11 protein-coding genes are annotated in these 20,605 nt (G+C 71.2%); 7 read left to right on the forward strand and 4 right to left on the reverse strand.

Annotated elements, in window-relative coordinates:
• Positions 1–65: 65 nt before the first annotated feature.
• The 3 genes from LRD69_RS25820 to mptB all read right to left on the reverse strand — a co-directional run bounded on the left by LRD69_RS25820 (position 66) and on the right by mptB (position 6,322).
• Complete coding sequence (locus tag LRD69_RS25820) at positions 66–3,083, reverse strand: TIM-barrel domain-containing protein (RefSeq protein ID WP_277328925.1); 3,018 nt, start codon at positions 3,081–3,083, stop codon at positions 66–68.
• A 335-nt stretch (positions 3,084–3,418) separates the two neighbouring features.
• A complete protein-coding gene (locus LRD69_RS25825) occupies positions 3,419–4,756 on the reverse strand; it encodes a glycosyltransferase 87 family protein (RefSeq protein ID WP_277328926.1) in 1,338 nt (445 codons plus the stop codon).
• A gap of 99 nt (positions 4,757–4,855) precedes the next feature.
• Positions 4,856–6,322 (reverse strand): polyprenol phosphomannose-dependent alpha 1,6 mannosyltransferase MptB, encoded by a 1,467-nt coding sequence (mptB, locus tag LRD69_RS25830; protein ID WP_277328927.1) that lies wholly within the window; start codon positions 6,320–6,322, stop codon positions 4,856–4,858.
• Positions 6,323–6,740: 418 nt separating this feature from the next.
• On the opposite strand from mptB, the gene LRD69_RS25835 reads away from it, so the two are divergent.
• From LRD69_RS25835 to LRD69_RS25845, 3 genes are all read left to right on the forward strand, one after another.
• Positions 6,741–7,175, forward strand: a complete 435-nt coding sequence (locus LRD69_RS25835; RefSeq protein WP_277328928.1) for an SAV_915 family protein — start codon at positions 6,741–6,743, stop codon at positions 7,173–7,175.
• A gap of 14 nt (positions 7,176–7,189) precedes the next feature.
• Complete coding sequence (gene lysA / locus LRD69_RS25840; RefSeq protein WP_277328929.1) at positions 7,190–8,524, forward strand: diaminopimelate decarboxylase; 1,335 nt, start codon at positions 7,190–7,192, stop codon at positions 8,522–8,524.
• A gap of 335 nt (positions 8,525–8,859) precedes the next feature.
• Entirely contained in the window at positions 8,860–10,002 is a 1,143-nt protein-coding gene (locus tag LRD69_RS25845; RefSeq protein WP_277328930.1) for a winged helix DNA-binding domain-containing protein, read from the forward strand.
• Between the two features lie 115 nt (positions 10,003–10,117).
• Here the strand turns inward: LRD69_RS25845 and LRD69_RS25850 are convergent, their stop codons facing one another.
• On the reverse strand, positions 10,118–11,668 hold the full coding sequence (locus LRD69_RS25850) for an FG-GAP-like repeat-containing protein (RefSeq protein ID WP_277328931.1): 1,551 nt from the start codon (positions 11,666–11,668) through the stop codon (positions 10,118–10,120).
• Positions 11,669–12,099: 431 nt separating this feature from the next.
• Between LRD69_RS25850 and LRD69_RS25855 the strand changes: the two genes are divergently transcribed.
• The 4 genes from LRD69_RS25855 (at position 12,100) to LRD69_RS25870 (ending at position 20,434) form a co-directional block, all read left to right on the forward strand.
• Complete coding sequence (locus LRD69_RS25855) at positions 12,100–12,879, forward strand: VOC family protein (RefSeq protein ID WP_277328932.1); 780 nt, start codon at positions 12,100–12,102, stop codon at positions 12,877–12,879.
• 284 nt (positions 12,880–13,163) lie between these two features.
• Positions 13,164–15,422 carry an ATP-binding SpoIIE family protein phosphatase gene (locus tag LRD69_RS25860; RefSeq protein WP_277328933.1) on the forward strand — a complete coding sequence of 753 codons (2,259 nt, stop codon included), beginning with the start codon at positions 13,164–13,166 and terminating at the stop codon, positions 15,420–15,422.
• Positions 15,423–15,732: 310 nt separating this feature from the next.
• Positions 15,733–16,287 carry a hypothetical protein gene (locus tag LRD69_RS25865; protein WP_277328934.1) on the forward strand — a complete coding sequence of 185 codons (555 nt, stop codon included), beginning with the start codon at positions 15,733–15,735 and terminating at the stop codon, positions 16,285–16,287.
• Between the two features lie 286 nt (positions 16,288–16,573).
• Entirely contained in the window at positions 16,574–20,434 is a 3,861-nt protein-coding gene (locus LRD69_RS25870) for a S8 family serine peptidase (protein ID WP_277328935.1), read from the forward strand.
• Positions 20,435–20,605 lie beyond the last annotated feature (171 nt).

Genomic DNA, 20,605 nt, shown 5'->3' on the forward strand with positions numbered 1-20,605 from the left:
CGTCGGCGAGCGGGCGGCCGGCGGCCGGCGGCACCTCCGGGAGCGCCCGCCGGATGCGCTCGGCATCAGGGGACGGTGACGGAGAAGCCGTCGAAGACGGCCTCTATCCTCTCGCCCGGGTAGAAGGCGTTGACGGCACTGGCCACCACACCCGCGTCACCGGTGCCGGCCGCCGATGGCACCTCGACCTCGGCGACGGTGGTCCAGTTCTCGCCGTCCGGACTGGAGAAGGCGGTGTACGTCGTGCCGTCGCGGACGAGCTTGAGGTGCACGGGGTTGCGGCTGGCGCCGCCGCCCGCCCAGGTGTCGAGCCTGCCGTCCCCGTCGCTGTCGGTCATGAACTCCAGGCCGTAGTCGTTGGTCATGACCAGCACCGCGTAGCCGCCCTTCTCGGGCACCGTGAGGTCGTTGGCGACGGCGATCCCGGCCTTGCCGGACGGGGTGACGCCGGTCTGCGACACGACCCTGGTCCGGACGGTGCTCCTGTCCTGGAAGGAGCCGTCGCGGTACACGGCCCCCTTCTCGTCCTTCCAGCCCGACAGGTCCTGCCCGCCGGCCCAGATGGCGAACTGATCACCGGCCTGCGCGTAGGCGGCGTCGTCGGTCGTGGCGGTCGTACGGTACGGGTCACCGACGTTCCCCGGTTGTGGAGTGATCTTCGCCCGGACGGAGTCGGAGACCTTCCGGCCCCCGTCGTACGTGACCCCTGCGGTGAGTCCGTGCTCGCCCCAGCGGGCATCCGGGGCAGGCGTGACGGTCCACGTGGTCGTCAGCGACCTGCCGCCGGCGAGGCGGCGCGTACTCTCCGCACCGGTCGCGTGCGCCGTCCAGCCCTCGGGGACGTCGAGTGCGGCGGTCACCCCGAGGATCGTGTGCGCACTCCAGTTGGTCACGGTGGTGGTGAGCTCGAAGGGCCTGCCCGAGCCGGCCGTGGGGGCGTCCGGGCTCACCAGCACGGAGGCGGCGGGCACATCGCTGCGCCGCAGCGCCTGGATCGCCTTGCCCGCGCCCTGCGCACTCAGGTTCACGAACGCCGGGGTGACGCCCAGCGGCGCCGCATATCCCTTCAGCGTGGCGGGGCCGTGGATCACGGTGCCCTGATTGACGTCGTACCAGGCGCCGCGCGGAAGGTGCAAGGTCCGGGTGCCGCTGCTGCCGAGGTTCGGGGCGGCGAGCACGGCCGGGCCGAGCATCCACTCGTCGTCGACGGTGTAACCCGCCTCGTCCTGCGGAAAGTCGAAGAACAGCGGACGCATGATCGGGTCGCCGGTCGCCAGGGTGTGCTGGACCTGGTCCCAGATGTAGGGAGCGAGGCGTTCGTGCGCGGCGACGGCGTTCCGGTACAGGTCGACGGTCTCCTGGTCGTAGTCGACCTTCTGCCCCGTCGTCACGTCGTTGGTGCCCACGGGTGAGGCGGACGCGTACATCAGCGGCATCAGCGACGCGGACTGCGCCCAGCGCACCAGGACCTCCTTGGTGGGCGCGGGCTGGCCACCGGAGCCGCCGATCATGTCGGTCTCGACGAACGGGTAGCCGATCGTGGAGACCGCGAGGTTCTGGCTGACGGACGCGCGCAGGGACTCCCAGCCGGTGCCCTTGTCGATCTGCCGGGTGACGAACCCGGCCTCGTGCGCGGTGGAGTCCCAGTGGGTGCGGATCCCCGCGCCCTGGAGGTCGAACTCGTCGGCGAGCCGGACGCCGAGCCGCTGGTAGTCGGAGGCGACGTGGCCCTCGCGGGGCGCGCACTCCTCGTCGAAGAAGCGGGTGTCGAACTTCAGCCCGTCGACCCCGTACTCGCTCATCAGGCCACGCAGATTGGCGACGTACCAGGCGCGCGCGTCGGGGTTCGCCAGGTCGACGATGCCGGCCTCGCCGTTCCACCAGGTCACCGTGCAGGGCTTGGCCGGGTCGGTGCCGTCCTTGAGGAGGTAGTCGTGGTCGACGGCGTACTCGTACCGGTCGGAGTCCAGGTTGATCCAGAGCGTGACCCACAGCCCGAAGTCGAAGCCCAGGTCGTGGATCTTCTGCGCCATGGCCTTCGGGTCGGGGTAGGCCTTCTCGTCGAAGGTGAGATTGCCGTACCTGGACTCCCACCTGTCGTCGAGCTGGATGGTGTGCCCGCCGAGCCCGCTCTCCTTGAGATCGGTGGCATAGCCGAGGAACTTCTCCTGGTTCACGTTCGTGTAGAACTGCGCCCAGGAATTCCACATCGGTCGGGCGTACTGCTCGTAGGAGGCATCGCTCTTGAGCGGCTTGCCGACGATGCCGACGTAGTCGCGGTACACGTCCAGCGGTGTCGACTCGACGAAGACCGTGGCCTTGTAGAGGCCGGCGAAGGCAACGGTGAAGGTGCCCGTGCCGTCCCCTCCCTTGTTGATGTTCACGTCCATGACGTTCCCGGTGTCGACGCGCAGACCGGTCGAACGGGACGTGAACCAGAAGGGATCGACCATGTGGTACGAGGCCGGACCGAAGACGGGTGCGACGACCTCGCCGCTGTCGAGCGGCCAGGGCTGGTTCGTGTACGGGCCGTGCTGCGGTGTCTCGGCCTCACCGTGTCCGTACCAGTGACCGGCCGACTTCAGGTCGAGCGCGAGGCCCAGGCGATCGGGGCTGCCGCCCTTGACGTCCCAGTCCAGCTGGTAGCGGTCTGCCTCGGGCGTGATGCGGACCCCGACCGTGGCGCCGTCGAGGGTGGACGCCGCGGTCAGCATGAGGACGCCGCCCTGCCAGTCCCATTCGGTCACCTCGGTGGCCCGCTGCCAGTCGCCGCCGGACCGGAAACGCAGCGCGCCGGTGTCACCGCCGGCGGTGCCGAGGACGGTGCCGCCCCCGCGGACGGTGGTCAATGCGAGGGCTTCGGTGGCGACATGGAGCGTGTAACCGGGTGAGGTACGGGTGCCCGGCACCCGCACCTCGAGGGCGCCGGCCCGCTCGGTGATCGTCGGCGTCCCGCCCCTGGCCGCGCCACCGGTCGCTTGTGCCGACCGGGCGGCGGCCGGTGAACCTGCGAGCCCGGCCGCCGCAGCGACGAACGCCAGGGTGAGTGCGGCGAATCGAGCTCCGAACCTTCGTGGTTGCATGGGCACGCCTCGTGTCCTTCGGCCGGCCGGGTCATGGAATCTGTGCCGTGCAATGCAGGACCGTGCTTGATTCGCCTCATGTTCGAGCAGGAAACGTCACCTGTCAACGGAGGAACTCACCTCCTTCCAGAGCGACTTGGGCCACCCGGTCCCCGTCTGACAGCACGTCCCGGCAGCTCATGAAGTACGTCCGGACAGCGTCGGCCCGGCGCAACGACCAGGACGTGGTGCCGACCGCGAGCCGGCGCTGCGCGACGGGGCTCCGGGCCGTGAGAGGCCGAGCCGAGCGGTGAATGTCCCGGGGCGGGACTGCGCCGGCACCGAACCCGTTGCGGCTACTTCGGAACGCGCCCGGCAGTCTTGAGCCGCAAGAGCGACAGTGGGCGGCCCGCTTCCCCGGCCCGCGGGGAAGCCGGGGGCGGGGCGGCCGCAGAGGCCAGAGCCACGAGGGTGAGCAGTGCGCACGCGGGGTAGGCCCAGCCGAGCACGGCGAGCGGCCATGAGTAGTCGAACGAGGTGATCTGGGGATGGAGTTGTACCAGCCAGAAGGCGAGATGGCAGGGCAGCGCCGTGGCCCAGGCGGCCTGGGCGGCTGCGCGCCAACGAGTGCGGTGCGGGGTGTGGAGGAGCCAGAACAGGGCGGGGATGGCCCAGACCCAGTGGTGGGACCATGAGATGGGGCTGGCGAGGAGGCCGAAGATCTGCACCGCGAGGAGGCAGCCGAGCCGGTCCCACCGCTGTGCGCTGCGCACCCCGGCGAAGAGTGCCGGCACACCCACCAGGGCGGTTGCCGTCCACCACGGGGCGGACATGCCCACATCGTGGCCGAGCGAGCGCGAAAGCGCCCCGCGCAACGACTGGTTGAGGCCGGATCCGACCGGGCCGACGCGTGCGGCATCGCTCACCGCATGGAGCCAGAAGTCGCGGGAGGGTCCCGGCACCACCCACCATCCGGTCGCCGCGATGGCGAAGAACGCCACGGCCGACCACGCGGCAGCCGTCCAGCGCCCGCGGAGGAGGAAGTAGAGACCGGTGACCGCCGGGGTCAGCTTGATCGCGGCGGCGATTCCGACACCGAATCCCGCCGCGGCTGCCGCGCGATGCCGGACAGCGAGGACGACCAGGGCCGCGAGCAGCAGATTGATCTGCCCGAAGGCGAGTGTGGTGGTGACCGGTTCGGTCCACATCAGGGCGGCGCTCCACAGCAGTACCCGCTGCCGGTGCTGCTGGGGCGGTGTGTCCGGGGCGGCCAGGCGCAGGCTGCCGTGAACGAAGACGACCAGAGCCAGGAGCGAGGCCGCGGTCCAGGCGGCGGCCGCCAGCGGGAACGGCAGCGCGGAGAGGGGGAGGAAGAGGGCGGCGGCGAACGGGGGGTAGGTGAAGGGCAGCGGGAAGATGTCGGGGCCGGGCAGGTAGAGCCGGAAGGCGTACAGGTCGCCGGAGAGCAGATGGGCGGAGCCGGTGCGGTAGACCCGCAGATCCACCATGCCGGTACGGGTGCACGCGGGGATCCACACCAGCAGCAGCATCACCAGGGAGCACACGGCCAGCACCCATGTCGCCCGGCGGGCCAGCGCGGTCCGCACCGCCGCCAGTGGTGGCCGCCGGACCTGTGGGTTCTGCGGTTCCCGGCCACTGGGCGGAACGGCGTTGTCGTCCACGGCGGTTGTCATGGTTGTGCCCTCCAGAAGTTCGCTCGATCGCGGGCGAATGCCCGGGAAAGCCCCGGCCGGAGGACCTCTGCCGGCAGGGGTGCCGCCTTCACGTCGCCCTCAGGGCGAAGGCGCCGGGAGCCGGCTCGATTCGGCGGCTCCGGCCATGGCGAGGGCGGTCTGTTCGCGACTGCGCTGAGCCGTCCACGCCAGGAACACCAGGGTCACCGACCCTCCGATGACAGCGGCGACCGAATAGGTCCAGGTGGGCCCCCGGCCCGCGGGCAGCACCAGCAGGAGCAGAGCGACCACCGCCCCCTTCACCCGGGGGTCCGCCAGAGTGCGCCACGCCACCACGGCCAGCGGTACCCCGCCCCACAGCAGGTACCACATCTGCACCGCGGGAGCGCACACCACCAAGGCCAGCAGTCCCATCGCCGCAGCGCGTTCCGCCCCGTAGCGGGGAGCACGCCCCACGCAGAACACCACCGCGCCGAGCCCCACCAGCGTCCCGACCGTACGTGCCGCGGTCACCGCCCCCGGAGCCGCGTTCCATCCCACCGCGGTCGAGGTCCACTCCAGCACCCGGCCCACGTCCGTGCTCACCGACAGCAGCGTGTACACCTCGGCCGGCGTACGCACGGTCCGCAGCCACCCCCAGCCTTGCCCGCACAGGGGCACACCCAGCCACAGCGTCCCGCCGGCCACCAGGGCGATTCCCAGAGCACGGCCGAAGCGCCGCCGCCACCCCGACTGCGCGGTCACCGCCACCATTGCGGCACACCCCAACGCCACCGCGGCGGGGGCCTTCACCAGCACGGCCCCCATCAGCACCGCAGTACCCAGGCCCCATCGCCCGGAGCGGAAGGCCACGAAACCGGCCATCATCAGTCCGACCATCAGCGCCTCGTTGTGCGCCCCGCCCACCACGTGCGCCACCATCAGCGGATTGAGCGGCGCCGCCCACCAGGCCCCTCCGCCGTCGGCGCCCGTCCGCACGGCCAGCCGCTGCACCGACCACGCGAGCAGGGCCAGCCCGGCGAGCGCCACCAGCCGAAGCCCCACGACCGCGGCGACCACATGATGCTCCCCGGTCACCGACACCACGGCTTGGCTCACCACCACGGACACCGGCCCGTAAGGCGCCGGTGCGTCCCGCCACAGCTCCGGGACGTTGGCGGCGAGCGGGCCGCCCAGTGCCGTCGGGCCGACCTCGTAGACGTCCCAGCCGCGCAGGGCCAGGGCACCCTGGGCCATGTAGCTGTAGACGTCAGCGCTGAACAGCAACGGCGCGGGCAGCAGAGGCAACGCCCAGCATCCCAGCGTGGTCCACTGCTGCCTCCGGCTCATCACCGCACCGGCCCGCAACAGCGTGCCCAACTGCCACCAGGCCCACACCAGCAGTCCGAGTCCGGCATACGCCGCCGTCGCACCCATCGCCGTGAGGAGCGGACCCGGCGCTCCCCACACGCCGTCCCGCACGCCTTGCGGCAACGCACCGGCGCCCCACGCACCCGCCGACAGCAGCCCGGAACCGCACATGCCGCGTCGCGTCCATCCCCGGACCGTGCCCTCCGCCGCTCTCATTCGGCCGAACGTAGGTCCCTCCCCGGATCGCCGGACCAGCACCCGCGAAAGCAAGGATGAACGCAGGATGTCGGCCTGTTGTCCGCGGTCAGGTCGGGGTCGGGGCAGCCCGATCCGGGTTCCCCGCGCGAGGCGCGCGTGCATCGGAATCCGTGGGCCGCCACCGCCGAAGGCGTCGCCGAGCGCGGTGGGAGGACTCCGGCGCGCGAGGGCGGTACCACTCGCCCAGGGGCCGCTCCGCCCGCCGCGTCAGCATCCCGTCAGCGGCGGCCCGGCCACCGTCAGCATCCCGTCATGAGGTGGCGGAGAGCAGGCAGGGGCGGGCATAGCGTCTGCGGTACGTCCCGGTCCGCCTCCCCGCGTACGGGGCGAGCCAGTACCTCGCACGCATCACCCCGGATCCTCCAGGAGGCATCCCATGACAGATCTCTTGAGCGGTGAAGACCCGGAGCCTTCTAAACGGTTCCCGGCCGGACCGCTGTTCGTTCCCGTCCGGCCGGGGCCAGCCGGGTGTGCGGCCCGGTTCTTCCGCACCCCCCTCGGCGGCCGTACGGCCGTCGGCTTCACCTCCGAGCGCGGGCTGACCGCGACGCTCGGCACCGAGCAGGCCTGGATCAGGCTCTCCGAGCCCGCACTGCGCGCGCTGGCCGAGCCGCTCGGCGTCACCACCGTCACGGTGGACCCGCTGCTCTCGGCTCCGGCCCCTGTGCCGGCCGAACCCGTCGGCCTCACACAGAAGTGGCCCTCGTCGCCGCGCTCACGCGAGAACACATGGGATCCACAGGCCGTCGGCGTGCTGCGAGTGACCGGCGCCGCCGCACTCGTCTCGGCGCTGTCGCTGTGGATCGGTTGAGAAGGGACCGCACGATGACCACTGTTCACGAACCCGCTGTCGCCACCACCGTCGACGAACTGTCGGTGTGGCCCGCCTCCACCACCGAGCCCCACCAGGGCGAGCTGGCCGTGGGCGGCGTACCGCTCGCCGAGATCGCCGACCGCTTCGGTACCCCCGCCTACGTACTGGACGAGGGCGAGGTACGCGAGCGCTGCCGCACCTACCGGCACGCCTTTCCCGAAGCCGACGTCCTCTACGCGGCCAAGGCGTTCCTGTGCCGTGCCATGGCCCACTGGATGGACGAGGAGGGCCTCGGGCTCGACGTCTGCTCCGCCGGTGAGCTGGAACTCGCCGTCACCACCGGGTTCCCGCCCGACAGGATCGTGCTGCACGGCAACGCCAAATCCCCGCACGACCTGGAAACCGCGCTGCGCCTGGGCGTCGGACGCATCGTGATCGACAGCCCTTCGGAGATCGCGCGGCTGGCCGCGGCGGTCGGGCCCGACGGGCATCAGAAGGTGATGGTCCGCGTCGTCCCCGGCATCAGCGCCGGCGGCCACGAGAAGATCCGCACCGGAACCGACGACCAGAAGTTCGGCCTGTCCGTATCCGACGGATACGCCCAGCACGCCATCGCCCGCATACTCGATCAGCCGCAGCTCGAACTCACGGGCCTGCACTGCCACCTGGGCTCACAGATCACCAGCGTCGAGCCCTACCTGGCCGCCGTGCGGCGCATGGTGGACCTCATGGCCCGGCTGCGCGAGCAGTACGGTGTGACCTTGCCCGAGCTCGATCTGGGCGGCGGCCACGGCATTGCCTACCGGCCGGGCGAGCCGGCCCTGGACCTGACCGCCCTGGCCCGCAAGGTCCGTGCGGAGCTCATCCAGGCGTGCGCAGCGACCGGACTCACCGTCCCTCGCCTGATCATCGAGCCGGGGCGCGCCATCGCGGGACCGGCCGGGGTCGCGCTGTACCACGTGCTCGCCGTCAAACGCACGGGTGACCGCATCTTCGTGGCCGTGGACGGCGGGATGAGCGACAACCCGCGGCCCGCGCTGTACGGCGTGCGGTACGCGCCTCGCCTGGTCGGCCGGCACGGCGGCGCGGAACCGATCGCGGTGACCGTGGTGGGCCGCCACTGCGAGGCCGGCGACGTCCTCGCGACCGACGTCGAACTCCCCTCCGACATACGGCCCGGCGACCTGCTCGCGGTGCCTGTGGCCGGTGCCTACCACCTGTCCATGGCCTCCGGCTACAACCTGGTGGGCCGCCCGCCGGTGGTCGCCGTGGACGGCGGGCACGCCCGCCTCCTCGTCCGCCGTGAGTCCATGGATGACATCCGCAGCCGCGACGTGGGCCTGTAGTCCGCGCCGCTCTCCGAGACCGCCTCCGGGCGGGTGACGGCCCGGCCCTCGCCCGGAGGCGCCCCCTAGGGGTGGCCGCCGCCCGCCCATGCGACCGCGAGCGGCGAGACCGAGCACCGCACGGCACTGGTGCAGCCCGCCGCGCCGGGCGTGCGGATCCGCCGTGCCGAGGAACTCCTGCCCGAACAGGTCACCGGCAGCTGACCGACGCGTCGTGGATCGGTCGGTCCACCGAGCCCACCGCCCTTGGCCACCGAGCCGATCCGCGCCGTCCAGGGGCGCGGTACTCGGGTCGAACGGCCGCCGCCCGGCTCGATCGGCGAGATGATCTCGGCATGAGGATCACCGCACGGGAGCTCAACCGCTCCACACTCGCCCGGCAGTTGCTGCTGCGGCGGGAGGCATCCGGCATCGCCGACGCGGTACGGCGCGTGGTCGCGCTGCAGGCACAGCAGGCGGCCTCGCCCTACCTCGCGCTGTGGAACAGGGTCGCCGACTTCGAACCGGCCCGGCTCGATGCCCACTTCGCCGACCACACGGTCGTCAAGTCGACCCTGATGCGCATCACTTTGCACGCCGTCCACGCCGACGACCACAAGGCCTTCCACGAGGCCATGCAGCCGTCGCTACGTGCTGCCAGGCTGGGTGGCCGCTTCATGGCGTCGGGGCTGACCGTCGAGGACGCCGACACGCTGGTTCCGGAGCTGCTGGCATTCGCCGACCGGCCCCGGACAGCCGCGGAGTACGAGAGCTGGCTCGGACAACGGCTGGGTGAACCGCCGCAGCGCGGAGCGTGGTGGGGCCTGCGGCACTACGCGCCGCTGCTGCACGCCCCCACCGCGCCCCCCTGGTCGTTCGGCCACCGTCCGTCGTACGTCGCGCCCCGGACCAGGCCGGTGCTGGCGGACCCGGACGTGTCCGCCGAGTCCCTGCGGAAACTGGTCCTGCGCTATCTCCAGGGGTTCGGGCCGGCGTCGGTGGCGGACGTGGCGCAGTTCGCGCTGGTGCAGCGGGCCAGAGCCAGGAAGGCATTGCAGGCTCTCGCCGGTGAGCTCGAGCGGCTGGAAGGGCCGGACGGCGAGGAGCTGTTCGACATCCCCGGCGCGCTGCGTCCGGACGAGGACACGGCGGCACCGCCCCGGCTGATGGCCATGTGGGACAGCATCCTGCTGGCCTACTCCGACCGCAGCCGTGTCATCCCGCCGGACTACCGTCCGCTCGTCATACGCGTGAACGGCGACGTGCTGCCGACCCTGCTGGTCGACGGCTACGTCGCCGGTGTGTGGCGTCCGGTCGAGGGGGGAATCGAGGCGACCGCCTTCCACCCCCTGCCGGACGAGGTCTGGGAGCAACTCGCAGTCGAGGCCCGGTCGCTGGCGGCCTTCCTCGCCGACCGCGAGCCGCAGGTGTACCGCCGATACGGCCACTGGTGGAGCAAGTTGCCGGACACCGAGGCCCGGCTGCTCCCCGGCCACTGACGTAGCGCAAGCCGGCCGAGCTCCCGCCGGGCCCGCCAAGGAGCGCCACGGGAACCGCAGTCGGTCCGCTACGGGACCGGTGCCCCGGCCTCCGCCGAGGCACCGGCAAACCGGCTCAGTCGTCGATCGCCGCGCCGTACAGCGAGTCTGTCGCCGGACCGCCGAAGTCGCCCGCGCCGTAGCTCCAGGAACCGGAGGTGGTCAGCCCGCTCGTGCCCGCGGAGAACACCCAGACGAAGCCGTCGTTCGTGTTCTCGCCCGGTGCCGAGACGAGCAGACCGAACCGGCCGTCGTCGTTGGGGTCGGTGAACGAGACCTGGCCGCCGAACTTGTCGGCCTTCTCCACGTTGCCCGGGACGTTGGCGGTGCCCTGGTTCGCCGACAGCACGCCGGTGGCCGTCAGGCCGCGGGCCGAACCGCGCAGGACGGTGAAGGCGCCCGCGTCGGCGACGGTGCCGATGTCCTCGCCGGAGATACCGATCGCCAGGTCCGCGAAGCCGTCCTTGTTCGTGTCGCCGAGGGAGAGGTCGGTGCCGAAGCCGTCGCCCTTCTCGTTGACTCCCGGGACCCCCGGCGAGTCCTGGGTCCACCAGACGGGAGGCCTGACCGGTCCGTCCTCGCCCACAAGTCCGGCGGAACCGCCGTAGTAGATGCCGACCACGCCGCCGGTCATCATCTGGCCGCCGTCGTCCGGGCTGTGCGGCTCGCCCGTGGCCAGATCGTCGTAGCCGTCGCCGTTGATGTCGCCGGAGGCGGCGACCGGCCCGCCCCGCAGTGCGTAGATCGGAAGCGGCTCGTCGAGCGATGCGGTGCCGGGCACGACGTACGACCAGCCGTGGCCCGGCTCACTGCCCACGCTGGTGCCGGAGATGATCAGGTCGGCGTAGCCGTTGTCGTCGTAGTCGCCGGTCGTCAGCGAAACGGCCCGGAGACCGTCCGGCTCGTCGGCGGCGGCCCCGGCGCGCGCCTTTCCCGACGGAGCGCCGAGGGCCAGCCGCGGCTGATGCTGCGCACGCCTCGACTGCGAGGCCGTCCGCTGTGCGGAGGCTCCGGCGGCCCGCTCGAACCAGTAAGTCGTCTCACCCGCCGAATCCATGACGGCCAGCAGGTCACCGGGTGCGAAGTCGGAGAAGCGGGCAGCGGCGAGAGAGGAGCCGAACAGGCTGCCCACGTTGGGTTCCTCGGCCTCCAGCCAGCCGCTCACCGTCCCGCTGAGGCCCTTGGGCGTGCCCCAGAGGACGACGATGCCGCCCGCGTTGGCGACGGAACCGATGTCCTCGCCGGGGATACCGACGACCGCGTCGTCGTAGCCGTCGCCGTCGAGGTCGCCGGTGGTCACCGCCTTGCCGAAGTTGTCGCCGGCCTCGGCGGCTCCGGCCACCCCCGATGTGTTCTGGCTGAAGGTCTTGACCCGGGTGGTACCCATGCCTTTCGGCCCGCCGTACTGCACGGTGACCATTCCCGCGCCCTTGTGCCCGCCGATCGCGGCGCCGGGCGAGCCGACGAGCACGTCGTCGTACCCGTCTCCGTTGAAGTCGGTGTTGCGGTCGTTGGCGTGAGTGCCGCCGGGGGTGCCGGCGTGCGCGGACGGGGCCGTGGCGATGGCCGCCCCTGCCACGAGGAGGAACGATGCCGCCGCGACGGCGGCCGAGCGGTTCTTGCGCATGAGCGGCTCCTTGGCTCACGAAGGGCCGGGCTTGCTCGGGGGGCTCGGGGGTGGCCGGATAGGGCCCGTTCCTTGTCCGGTGCCGTGTATGACAGCGCATGGCGTGCAAGGGTTGTACGCAGACTGTGTCCCGTTTTCCGAAGAAGATCGCTTACGCGGTGTTCGCGGGGCCTGTGCGGTGTGTGGGCTCGCGCCCGGGCCGGCACGGGACGTCCGTTCGGAGATCCCCGGCCCGGATTTTTCGGGCGAGCCCGGCCGGCATCGTTCGGAGAACTGCGGAGAGTCCCTCGCGAGTCCCCCGGACTTTGGGTGTCAGATGGCCATGACCACGCCCGGGGCGACCCGCGTGGGACCCGGTCCGGCCGATGCGGCAGCGCGACCGCGGCCCCGGCGACCGGCCCCGCGTCGATCCGTCGAAGGAGGACACCACCATGCTCAGCACCGATTTCGTGACCGGCGCACCCAACTGGCTCGACCTCGGCAGCCCCGACATCCCGGCCGCCGCACGTTTCTACGGCGCGGTGTTCGGCTGGAGCTTCGAATCGGCCGGACCCGAGGCCGGCGGCTACGGCTTCTTCCAGAAGGACGGCAGGACCGTGGCGGCCGTCGGCCCGCTCACGCACGAGGGGGCGAGTCCGGCCTGGACGGTGTACTTCCAGACCCCCGACGCCGACGCGACGGCCAAAGCCGTCGAGCAGAACGGCGGGACCGTACGGGCCGAGCCGTTCGACGTCATGGAAGCCGGTCGGATGGCCCAGTTCACCGACCCCGGTGGCGCCGAGTTCGCGGTCTGGCAGCCCGCTGCCGTCAAGGGCCTGGAGAAGACCTCGGAGCCCGACGCGCTGTGCTGGGTCGAACTGCACGCCGGGGACGCCTCCGCGACGCCGGCCTTCTACCGGTCGCTGTTCGGGTGGCGCAGCCAGGGCATGGAGGCCCCCGGCATGCCCTACACCGTGCTGTCCACCGCGGACGGTGATCAAGAGGACGCGAGTTTCGGCGGCCTCGTCCAGGTTCAGGAGGGCATGGAGCCGCTCTGGGTGCCGTATTTCCACGCCGAGGGCGCCGATGCCACCGTCTCGAGGGCCGCGGCGAACGGCGGATCGGTGGTGATGCCGGCGTCGGACATCCCGGACGTCGGCCGGATCGCCTGGCTCGCCGACCCGTCCGGCGCGCCCTTCGCCGTCCTCCAGCCCGCGCCCCGGTCGGCCTGACGGGCACGCAGTCCAGTCGGGGCCACCGCGCCGTCCGTCGGTCCGGCGGGGAGCGGTGGTCCGGACCTGACCGCGACGGTACGCACACAAAGGGTCACTCCCGTGAGGTCGCGGGACCGGTGCCCGGCGCGCATCCGGGCGCGGATGTCCTGCGGTGACCGGGACGGCGTACGCGAGGACGCGGACCTGCCGAGTTGCTCCCATACTGAAAGTCATACGGCGCATGTCGCCGTGCTGCGGGACGCCGCACCCGCACCTGTCACCGATGCCCCGGGGCGGAACTCATGGACTCCCCATCCTCCGCGGCACGCCCCAACGGGCCGACCGGGCCGCCGCTGACGTGCCGTGACCACGTCATCGCCGCCGCGCTGCGGCGGCTGAACCGTCGCCTCGACTGCAGCACGTGCACCGCCTACCTGCTGACCGAGGACGGCCGGGCGCTGGGGGCGGCGATGATGGTCGACACCACCCTGAGCTTCACCGTTCCGTCGGGAATGGCGGCGGACGACTCGAACTACGCCTCGGCGCGGGCGCACCAGGCGGGGAAGGTGGTGCTGTTCGAGAACAGGCAAGTGCGGGAGCTCACCCGCCGCTCTCCCGCGCTCTTCCTCCACAACCCGTACGCGATGATGGTCGCCGCCGCGCCGGTGCGGACCGCGCGGAGCCGGTTCGGTGTGCTGAGTGTGCGCTGGGTGCCGCCCCGGCCGGTGGCCGACGAGGCGCTGGATTACCTCCAGACCGTTGCGGACGACCTGGCGGTCGAGCTGACGGACCTCGCGGGCCGGGGCGCGTCGATGAAGGCACCGTACGTCCCCCTGTTCATCGCCGAGGTGGCACGTGACGGAAGCGCCCGGTCACAGGGAACCGCAAGGGACGTGGTTCGCGGGGCCGCGGCCGAGTCCGTGGTGCCCAAGCCGACGGGCAGCACGTTCCTGTACCAGCTGCAGAGGCTCGCCGCCGAGCTCGCGGCCGCGGTGCACATCCGGGACGTCCTGTCAGCCACGGACACCCAGGTGGTCCGGCCCTTCGGCGGCCACGCGGTGATGCTGTGCCTTGCCGAGCAGGGCCGCCTGCATGTGGTCGGCGCCGCGGGGTTCTCGCGCGAGTCGGTCCAGCGGGTGGAGGGAACCCTGCTGTCCCGGCGCACCCCGGAGACGGACACGCTCCGCGCGATCGAGATCCACTCCTTCCCGTCGGCCCAGGCGCTGCGCGACACCTATCCCGATGTCGACCCCGATCCGGAGGCCCAGGCCCGCGCCTACCTTCCGCTGGTGTCCAACGGGCGGGCCATGGGGTGCTGCGTCCTGGAGTTCCCGGAGCCGGCACCTCCGTTCGCTCCCGAACAACTCGCCGTACTGACGATCATGCTGGAGCAGGTGGGCCAGTCCCTGGAACGGGCCCGCTCGTACGAGTCCGAGCAGGCGCTCACCCAGACCCTGCAGCGCAGCCTGCTGCCCCGCAGCCTCCCGCACCTGACCGAGGCGGTCGCCACGGCGCGCTATTTGCCGGCGACCGAACGGGCGGAAGTGGGGGGTGACTGGTACGACATCGTTCCGCTGCCCGGCGGCGGAATCGGCCTGGTCATCGGCGATGTGGAGGGCCACAGCCTGGAGGCGGTGGCGGTGATGGGCCAACTGCGCAGCGGAGTCCGGGCGTACGCCGCCGAGGGGCACGATCCGGCCACCGTGCTGGAGCGGAGCAATCGGCTGCTCGCCGGGTTGGACACGGATCTCTACGCCACCTGCTGCTGCGTATGGCTGGACCTGGCCAGCGGGACCGCCGCCACGGCGACCGCGGGCCACCCGCACCCGCTGATCGTCGACGCGGGCGGCAAAGGCAGTGCCAGGCAGTTGCCGGTGGGGCCGCCGCTCGGCGTCGACGCCCACGCCCGGTACGAGCAGTGCGAGGCGCAGGTGTCGGCGGGGTCGGTGATCGCGCTGTTCACCGACGGTCTGCTGGACGGGCGGCTCCTCGGCTCGGACGCGGCGATGGAGAAGCTCGGCCGGGTGCTCGCCGAACACTGCGGCGAGAACCTGGAGGTGCTGGCCGACCGTCTCGTCCAGGACCGCCGGGGATGGCGGGTCCTCGCCGACGACGCGGCCCTGCTGCTGGTGCGGTACGAGGGAGCGCAGCCCCGGGAGCACCGGCGGATGGCCCGGATGTCGGTGCAGCGTCACCATCTGCAGGGGGTCGCGCAGGTCCGCGACTTCCTGCGGGACCTGCTGCGTGAATGGGACATGGAGCCACTGCTGGACACCATGGAACTGCTGACGTCCGAAGTGGTCACCAACGCTCTGATCCACGCCGACAGCGAGGTGGAGCTGCGGCTGCGGGAGTACCCGGACCGGATCCGGGTCGAGGTCCGTGACAGTGACCCGCACCCTCCGGTGCCCACCGCGATCGTCGCGGACGAGGAGAACAATCAGGAGGCCGAGTCCGGGCGCGGTCTGCTGATCGTCGACGCGCTCGCCGGGGACTGGGGCAGTTCCCCGGCGGGGCGCGGCAAGACGACCTGGTTCGACATCGGGGTTGCGGCCGAGTAGACGAGCGCCGGACGGATCTGCGGACGGCTCCTGCCGGTGCCCGAGGGCGGCCGAGTCCCGTCCGCGGAGGCCGGTGGACGGCCTGACGGTGCATCCGTCATGAATCGGGCAGGCCGGACATCGGGACACCCTCCCGGGGGATCCTTCCTCTCGATCACCCTGGGCACCCGGGCGCGGGTGTTGCACGGGCCGTTCGGCCCCCGGATTCGTCCCCGTCAACTTGACCCGTTCGGCGGTGACTTCACAAGAGGTCGGCGGGCCGGTCGGAGTTCGCTGGTCTCGTACAGGTTCGTCGGCCATACTGCCCGCCGTGGAGCAGCGCATAGATCCGAAGACTCAGCCCGCGTACGCCGCAGGGACAGACCCGGCGTACATCCCTGGCCTCACGGCTCCCCGCACCGCCGGGACGCTTGACGCGGACCAGGAGACGACCCAGGAGCCGGCGCCCGAGGCGGCCGTCACCGATGGACCGGCCGTCGAAGAGGCTGCCGTGTCCGACGAGACCTCGGACGCGGAGGCCGCGGCGGCACGGAGCGACGGCGAGAAGGAGGGAGAGGAGAAGAGCGAACAGGGCGAGAAGGCCGAGGGCGGGCCCGTGTTCGAGGTGAGCGACCGCCGGGGTTCGATCACCGCGGACCGTGACGGCGTCCGGTTCACGCTGGACGACCAGGAGGCCGACTTCCGCTGGGACGAGATCGGCGCGGTCGAGGTGAAGGTCCCCCGGTTCGGGCGACGGTTCACGGTCACCGTCCACATGTCGACCCGCCGCTGGTTCAACGCCGAGGTGGAGGCGGCAGCCAGGAGCAGCCTCAAGGAGTGGGAACAGGAACTCGACGCGGTTCTGGACGCCTACTTCGAGGAGTAGGGAAAGGCAGCCCGACCCGCGTCGGTGGTGAGTGTCCGGGGGCCCACGGCCGTGAAGGCCGGCGGGCCCCTTCGCGGTTGCGGAACGGACATCTGGGCAGCCCCGCGTGGCGACAATGCGCCATCTGGCGCAGAGTCGCCACTTTGCATCTGGATCTTGCGGTCTACACGCAATTAGCTTCCGGGCGTGCGCTGAAACGTCCGGACGTTCGGTTGGTCGGCTGTGATGCGACCGAGCATCAGTTCCTTTGACGCGCACGCCTGTTGAGCCTGCGTAAGGAGTCCTGATGCGTAAAACCCGCGAGAGACGGCGGCGTACCGCTGCCGTCGGTGCGGTGACAGCGGCGGTCGTCCTGTCACTGACAATCCAGCCCGGGGCGGTAGCGGCCGAGCCGCCGTCGACCGGCCCGAGCGCCTCCGGCGCACCGTCCACGCGCCAGGAGGGGGCGACCACCTCGACGCTGACCCTGGTCACCGGGGACAAGGTCGCGCTGACCACCGGGCCGGACGGCAAGCAGTCGGTGAACATCCTCTCAGGTGCGGGAACGTCCAAGACGTTCCAGACCGCCAGCGGACAGAACGGCGACCTGTACGTCTACCCCGAGGACGCCATGGCCGCCCTCGCCTCCAGCACGGTGGACGGCGAGCTGTTCAACGTCAGCCGGATGATCAGGGACGGCTACGGCGACGCGAAGACCGACGAGGTCCCCGCCATCGTCGATTTCCAGGGGAAGCCGACCGCGGCTGCCCTGAAGCAGAAGACCGAGGACCTGCCGGGCAGCGACAACGAGCGGGTCATGCCCCGGCTGGGGCTGTCCGCGGTGCATGTCGACAAGCACCGCGCGAAGGGCTTCTGGCAGGCCGTCAAGCCCGCCCAGGCACGCAGCAGAAGCGCCCGGGCCGACACGGTCCCCGGCACTGCCGGGGTCTCCAAGCTGTGGTACGACGGTAAGGCGAAGGTCGCACTGGACAAGAGCGTGCCGCAGATCGGCGCCCCGGAGGCCTGGGCCAAGGGGTACGACGGCAAGGGCGTGAAGGTCGCCGTGCTGGACACCGGTGCCGACCTGAACAACGCCGACATCAAGTCCGAGATCGTCCAGAGCCAGAGCTTCGTCAACGGCCAGACGGTCCAGGACGGTCACGGCCACGGCACCCACGTCGCGTCCACCATCGCGGGCAGTGGCGCCAACTCCGGCGGCAAGTACAAGGGCGTCGCCCCCGGCGCCGATCTGCTGGTCGGCAAGGTGCTCGCCAACAGCGGGCAGGGCACGGACTCCAGCATCCTGGCCGGCATGGAGTGGGCGATCGAGCAGGGTGCCGATGTCGTCAGCATGAGCCTCGGCGGCACGGACGCCCCCGGCGAGGACGTCCTGACCAACGCGGTCAACTCGCTCAGTGCCTCCTCGAACACCCTGTTCGTCATCGCCGCCGGCAACGCAGGACCCGGTGAGAGCACCCTCGGCACCCCCGGCGCCGCCGACGCGGCCCTCACCGTCGGCGCCGTCGACAGGTCCGACGCACTCGCCGACTTCTCCAGCCGCGGCCCGCGCCTCGGCGACATGGCGATCAAGCCGGAGATCACCGCCCCGGGTGTGGACATCGTCGCCGCCCGCGCGGCCGGCACCACCATGGGCACTCCGGTGGACGCCGACTACACCTCGGCCAGCGGCACCTCGATGGCCACCCCGCACGTAGCCGGCTCCGCTGCGATCCTCAAGCAGCGCCACCCCGACTGGACCGGGCAGCGGATCAAGGACGCCCTGACGGCGCACGCCAAGTCGGCCGCCGACCAGACCGTCTACCAGCAGGGCTATGGCCGGGTCGACATCCCCGCCGCCCTCGACCCGTCGCTGGAGCTGTCCGGCACCGCCGACTTCCGCGTCATACCGTGGCAGAAGGGCACCTACCCCACGCGCAGCCGCACCTTGACGCTGCACAACGACGCCGCGACCGACACCGTGGTGACCGTGACGGCCGCCGCCGAGGACGCGAGCGGCACCGCGGTCCCGGCCGGCACGCTGTCGCTGTCGGGAGCGGGCCTGTCCGAAGGCCGGATCACCGTCCCGGCCGGCGGCACCGCCGAGGTCACCGTCACGCTCGACAACAACGGCCTGAAGACCGGCCAGTACGGCGGATCGTTCACCGCCACCGCCGACAGCGGCGAGTCCGTGCACGCCGCGCTCGGCTTCGTCACCTCCGTCGAGCAGCACGATGTCACGCTGAAGGCCACCGACCGCTTCGGGAAGGCCCCCAAGGCGCTCAGGTTCACCCTGCACGGGATGGACAACAAGGTCTGGCAGACCGAGACCCTGTACGGCAGCGGCACCACCACCCTGTCGGTACCGCTCGGCCACTACTCCATCGAAGGCTCGCTCTACACGGCGGACCCCGCCGGGGGTGCGGTCTCCTACGCGGCCGACCTGTTCACCGTGCCCAACATCGAGGTGAGTGACCGGGACCAGACCTTCACCGTCGACGGCACCACCGCCACCGACCTCAGCGTGAAGATCAAGGGCGAGAACCGGCCCCTGGAGAACGGCCAGGTGACCACGTTCATCTTCCGTGACGACGGCACCGCAGACGGCCCCGTCAACTTCGCCGGCATCGGCAACCTGCTCAACCTCTCCGACACCAGGCAAGGTGCCATCCCCAGTGCCGGCGCCACCACCGGCGCGCTGCGCCTGGAGACCTCCATGGCCCGGCGCGAACCGCTGGTCCAGCTGGAGGTGACGGGCCCCGGGCACGTGACCATCCCGCTGAAGTCCTCGGTGAACGCGAAGCGCTTCGAGGGCACCAAGCGCACCGAGCTGATCGACCTCGGCGCCGGCACCGAGCAGGACTTCGCCGGTGTCGACGTCAAGGGCAGGACCGTTCTGGTCTCCGTGGCCGACGTCACCAAGGCCGACGACCAGGCCGCCAGGGCCGCGGCTGCCGGAGCCGTCGCGGTGATCGTGGCCCCTGCCGCCCCCGGCCCGAGCGGCAGCGGCGTCCCCGCCGGACAGACCATCCCGGTCGCCCACGCCACGTACGACAACGCCGCAACCCTCAAGGGCTTGCTGGCGAAGGGCAAGGTCCGGATCGCGCTGAAGGGCGTCCTGGAGTCGGGCTACACCTACAACCCGCACTTCACCGACGACCGGATCCCCGCCGACCTGGCCAAGACCGCCGACGTCAAGGACTTCGCGAAGGTCACCAATACGTTCCACTCCGACGGCGCCCTGCGCCTGGGCGCCGACTACATGGGCATCTGGGGCCCCCTGCAGGTGACCACGATCTCAGTCGCCCAGGCCCTCTACCAGGGCACCACCCGCGACGACTACGTCCTCGCGGGCACCGGGGTGACGTACCAGCCGGACGTGTCGGCCAGCTTCAACTCTCTGACCTGGACGATGCGCAGCCAGCGCGCCACCTACCTCACCCCGGGCAAGTCCTACACCCGGAGCTGGTTCGATGCGCCGACGCGCCTGTCCCAGTACGAGTTCGGTCCGTGTGTGTTCTGCCGCACCGACGTCTGGCAGAAACTGCCCAGCGGTGCCGGTGCCGACAACGATCCCACCCACACCCTCTCGGGCCTGACCGGCACCTGGAGCTACTACCTCAACGGCCAGCCGATCACCGGCTTCGGCCAGCTGGCGCAGGAGAAGGCGGACTACCGGTACGTCCTCGACCAGAAGCTGAGCACCGACGTCCCCGGCGTCACCCTGGGCCGCCAGATGCACACGGAGTGGAACTTCAGCCAGGCGGCACCGACCACCATGGCCATCAAGGACTGCGACACGGCGTTCATTCCCACGCCCAAGGTCTGTGAGTCCATGCCCGTGATCCTGCTCGACTACGACCTGCCGCTGAACATCCTCAACCAGGCACAGGCCGGACTGCCGTACACCTTCACCGTGGACGCGGGACGCCCCAAGGGCTGGGCCGGCTCCACGGCGATCGCGGGCGCCAAGGTCTCCGTCTCCTACGACGACGGCGCCACCTGGAAGTCCGCCGCGATGCTGCGCGAGGACGACAACTCCTTCCAGGCACTGCTGTGGCACCCCAAGCTGGCGGACACCAATGGCTTCGTGACCCTCAGGACCGAGGTCTGGGACTCCGCGGGCAGCCGCACCGTCCAGACCATCACCCGGGCCTACGCCCTCAAGTGAGGTCCTGAACCAGAAGTCCGTCCGACGGTACCGGGCGCCGGGCGCAGGGAGAGGAATCTTCCTGCGCCCGGCGCCCTACTCGTACAACCGGCCGTATTGTAATCACATTCATGAACGCTTCGGATCCGTCGTGATGCCACTTCACCAGGTGAACGGGGCTCCTCGGAGACC

Origin of the sequence: Streptomyces sp. JH14, assembly GCF_029428675.1 — a bacterium.
Taxonomy (GTDB): domain Bacteria; phylum Actinomycetota; class Actinomycetes; order Streptomycetales; family Streptomycetaceae; genus Streptomyces.

What these genes read in the sequence shown, in the direction of transcription:
- LRD69_RS25820 (WP_277328925.1), bottom strand. Translation starts at nt 3,083, where the DNA reads ATGCAACCACGAAGGTTCGGAGCTCGATTCGCCGCACTCACCCTGGCG.
- LRD69_RS25825 (WP_277328926.1), bottom strand. Translation starts at nt 4,756, where the DNA reads ATGACAACCGCCGTGGACGACAACGCCGTTCCGCCCAGTGGCCGGGAA.
- mptB (WP_277328927.1), bottom strand. Translation starts at nt 6,322, where the DNA reads ATGAGAGCGGCGGAGGGCACGGTCCGGGGATGGACGCGACGCGGCATG.
- LRD69_RS25835 (WP_277328928.1), top strand. Translation starts at nt 6,741, where the DNA reads ATGACAGATCTCTTGAGCGGTGAAGACCCGGAGCCTTCTAAACGGTTC.
- lysA (WP_277328929.1), top strand. Translation starts at nt 7,190, where the DNA reads ATGACCACTGTTCACGAACCCGCTGTCGCCACCACCGTCGACGAACTG.
- LRD69_RS25845 (WP_277328930.1), top strand. Translation starts at nt 8,860, where the DNA reads ATGAGGATCACCGCACGGGAGCTCAACCGCTCCACACTCGCCCGGCAG.
- LRD69_RS25850 (WP_277328931.1), bottom strand. Translation starts at nt 11,668, where the DNA reads ATGCGCAAGAACCGCTCGGCCGCCGTCGCGGCGGCATCGTTCCTCCTC.
- LRD69_RS25855 (WP_277328932.1), top strand. Translation starts at nt 12,100, where the DNA reads ATGCTCAGCACCGATTTCGTGACCGGCGCACCCAACTGGCTCGACCTC.
- LRD69_RS25860 (WP_277328933.1), top strand. Translation starts at nt 13,164, where the DNA reads ATGGACTCCCCATCCTCCGCGGCACGCCCCAACGGGCCGACCGGGCCG.
- LRD69_RS25870 (WP_277328935.1), top strand. Translation starts at nt 16,574, where the DNA reads ATGCGTAAAACCCGCGAGAGACGGCGGCGTACCGCTGCCGTCGGTGCG.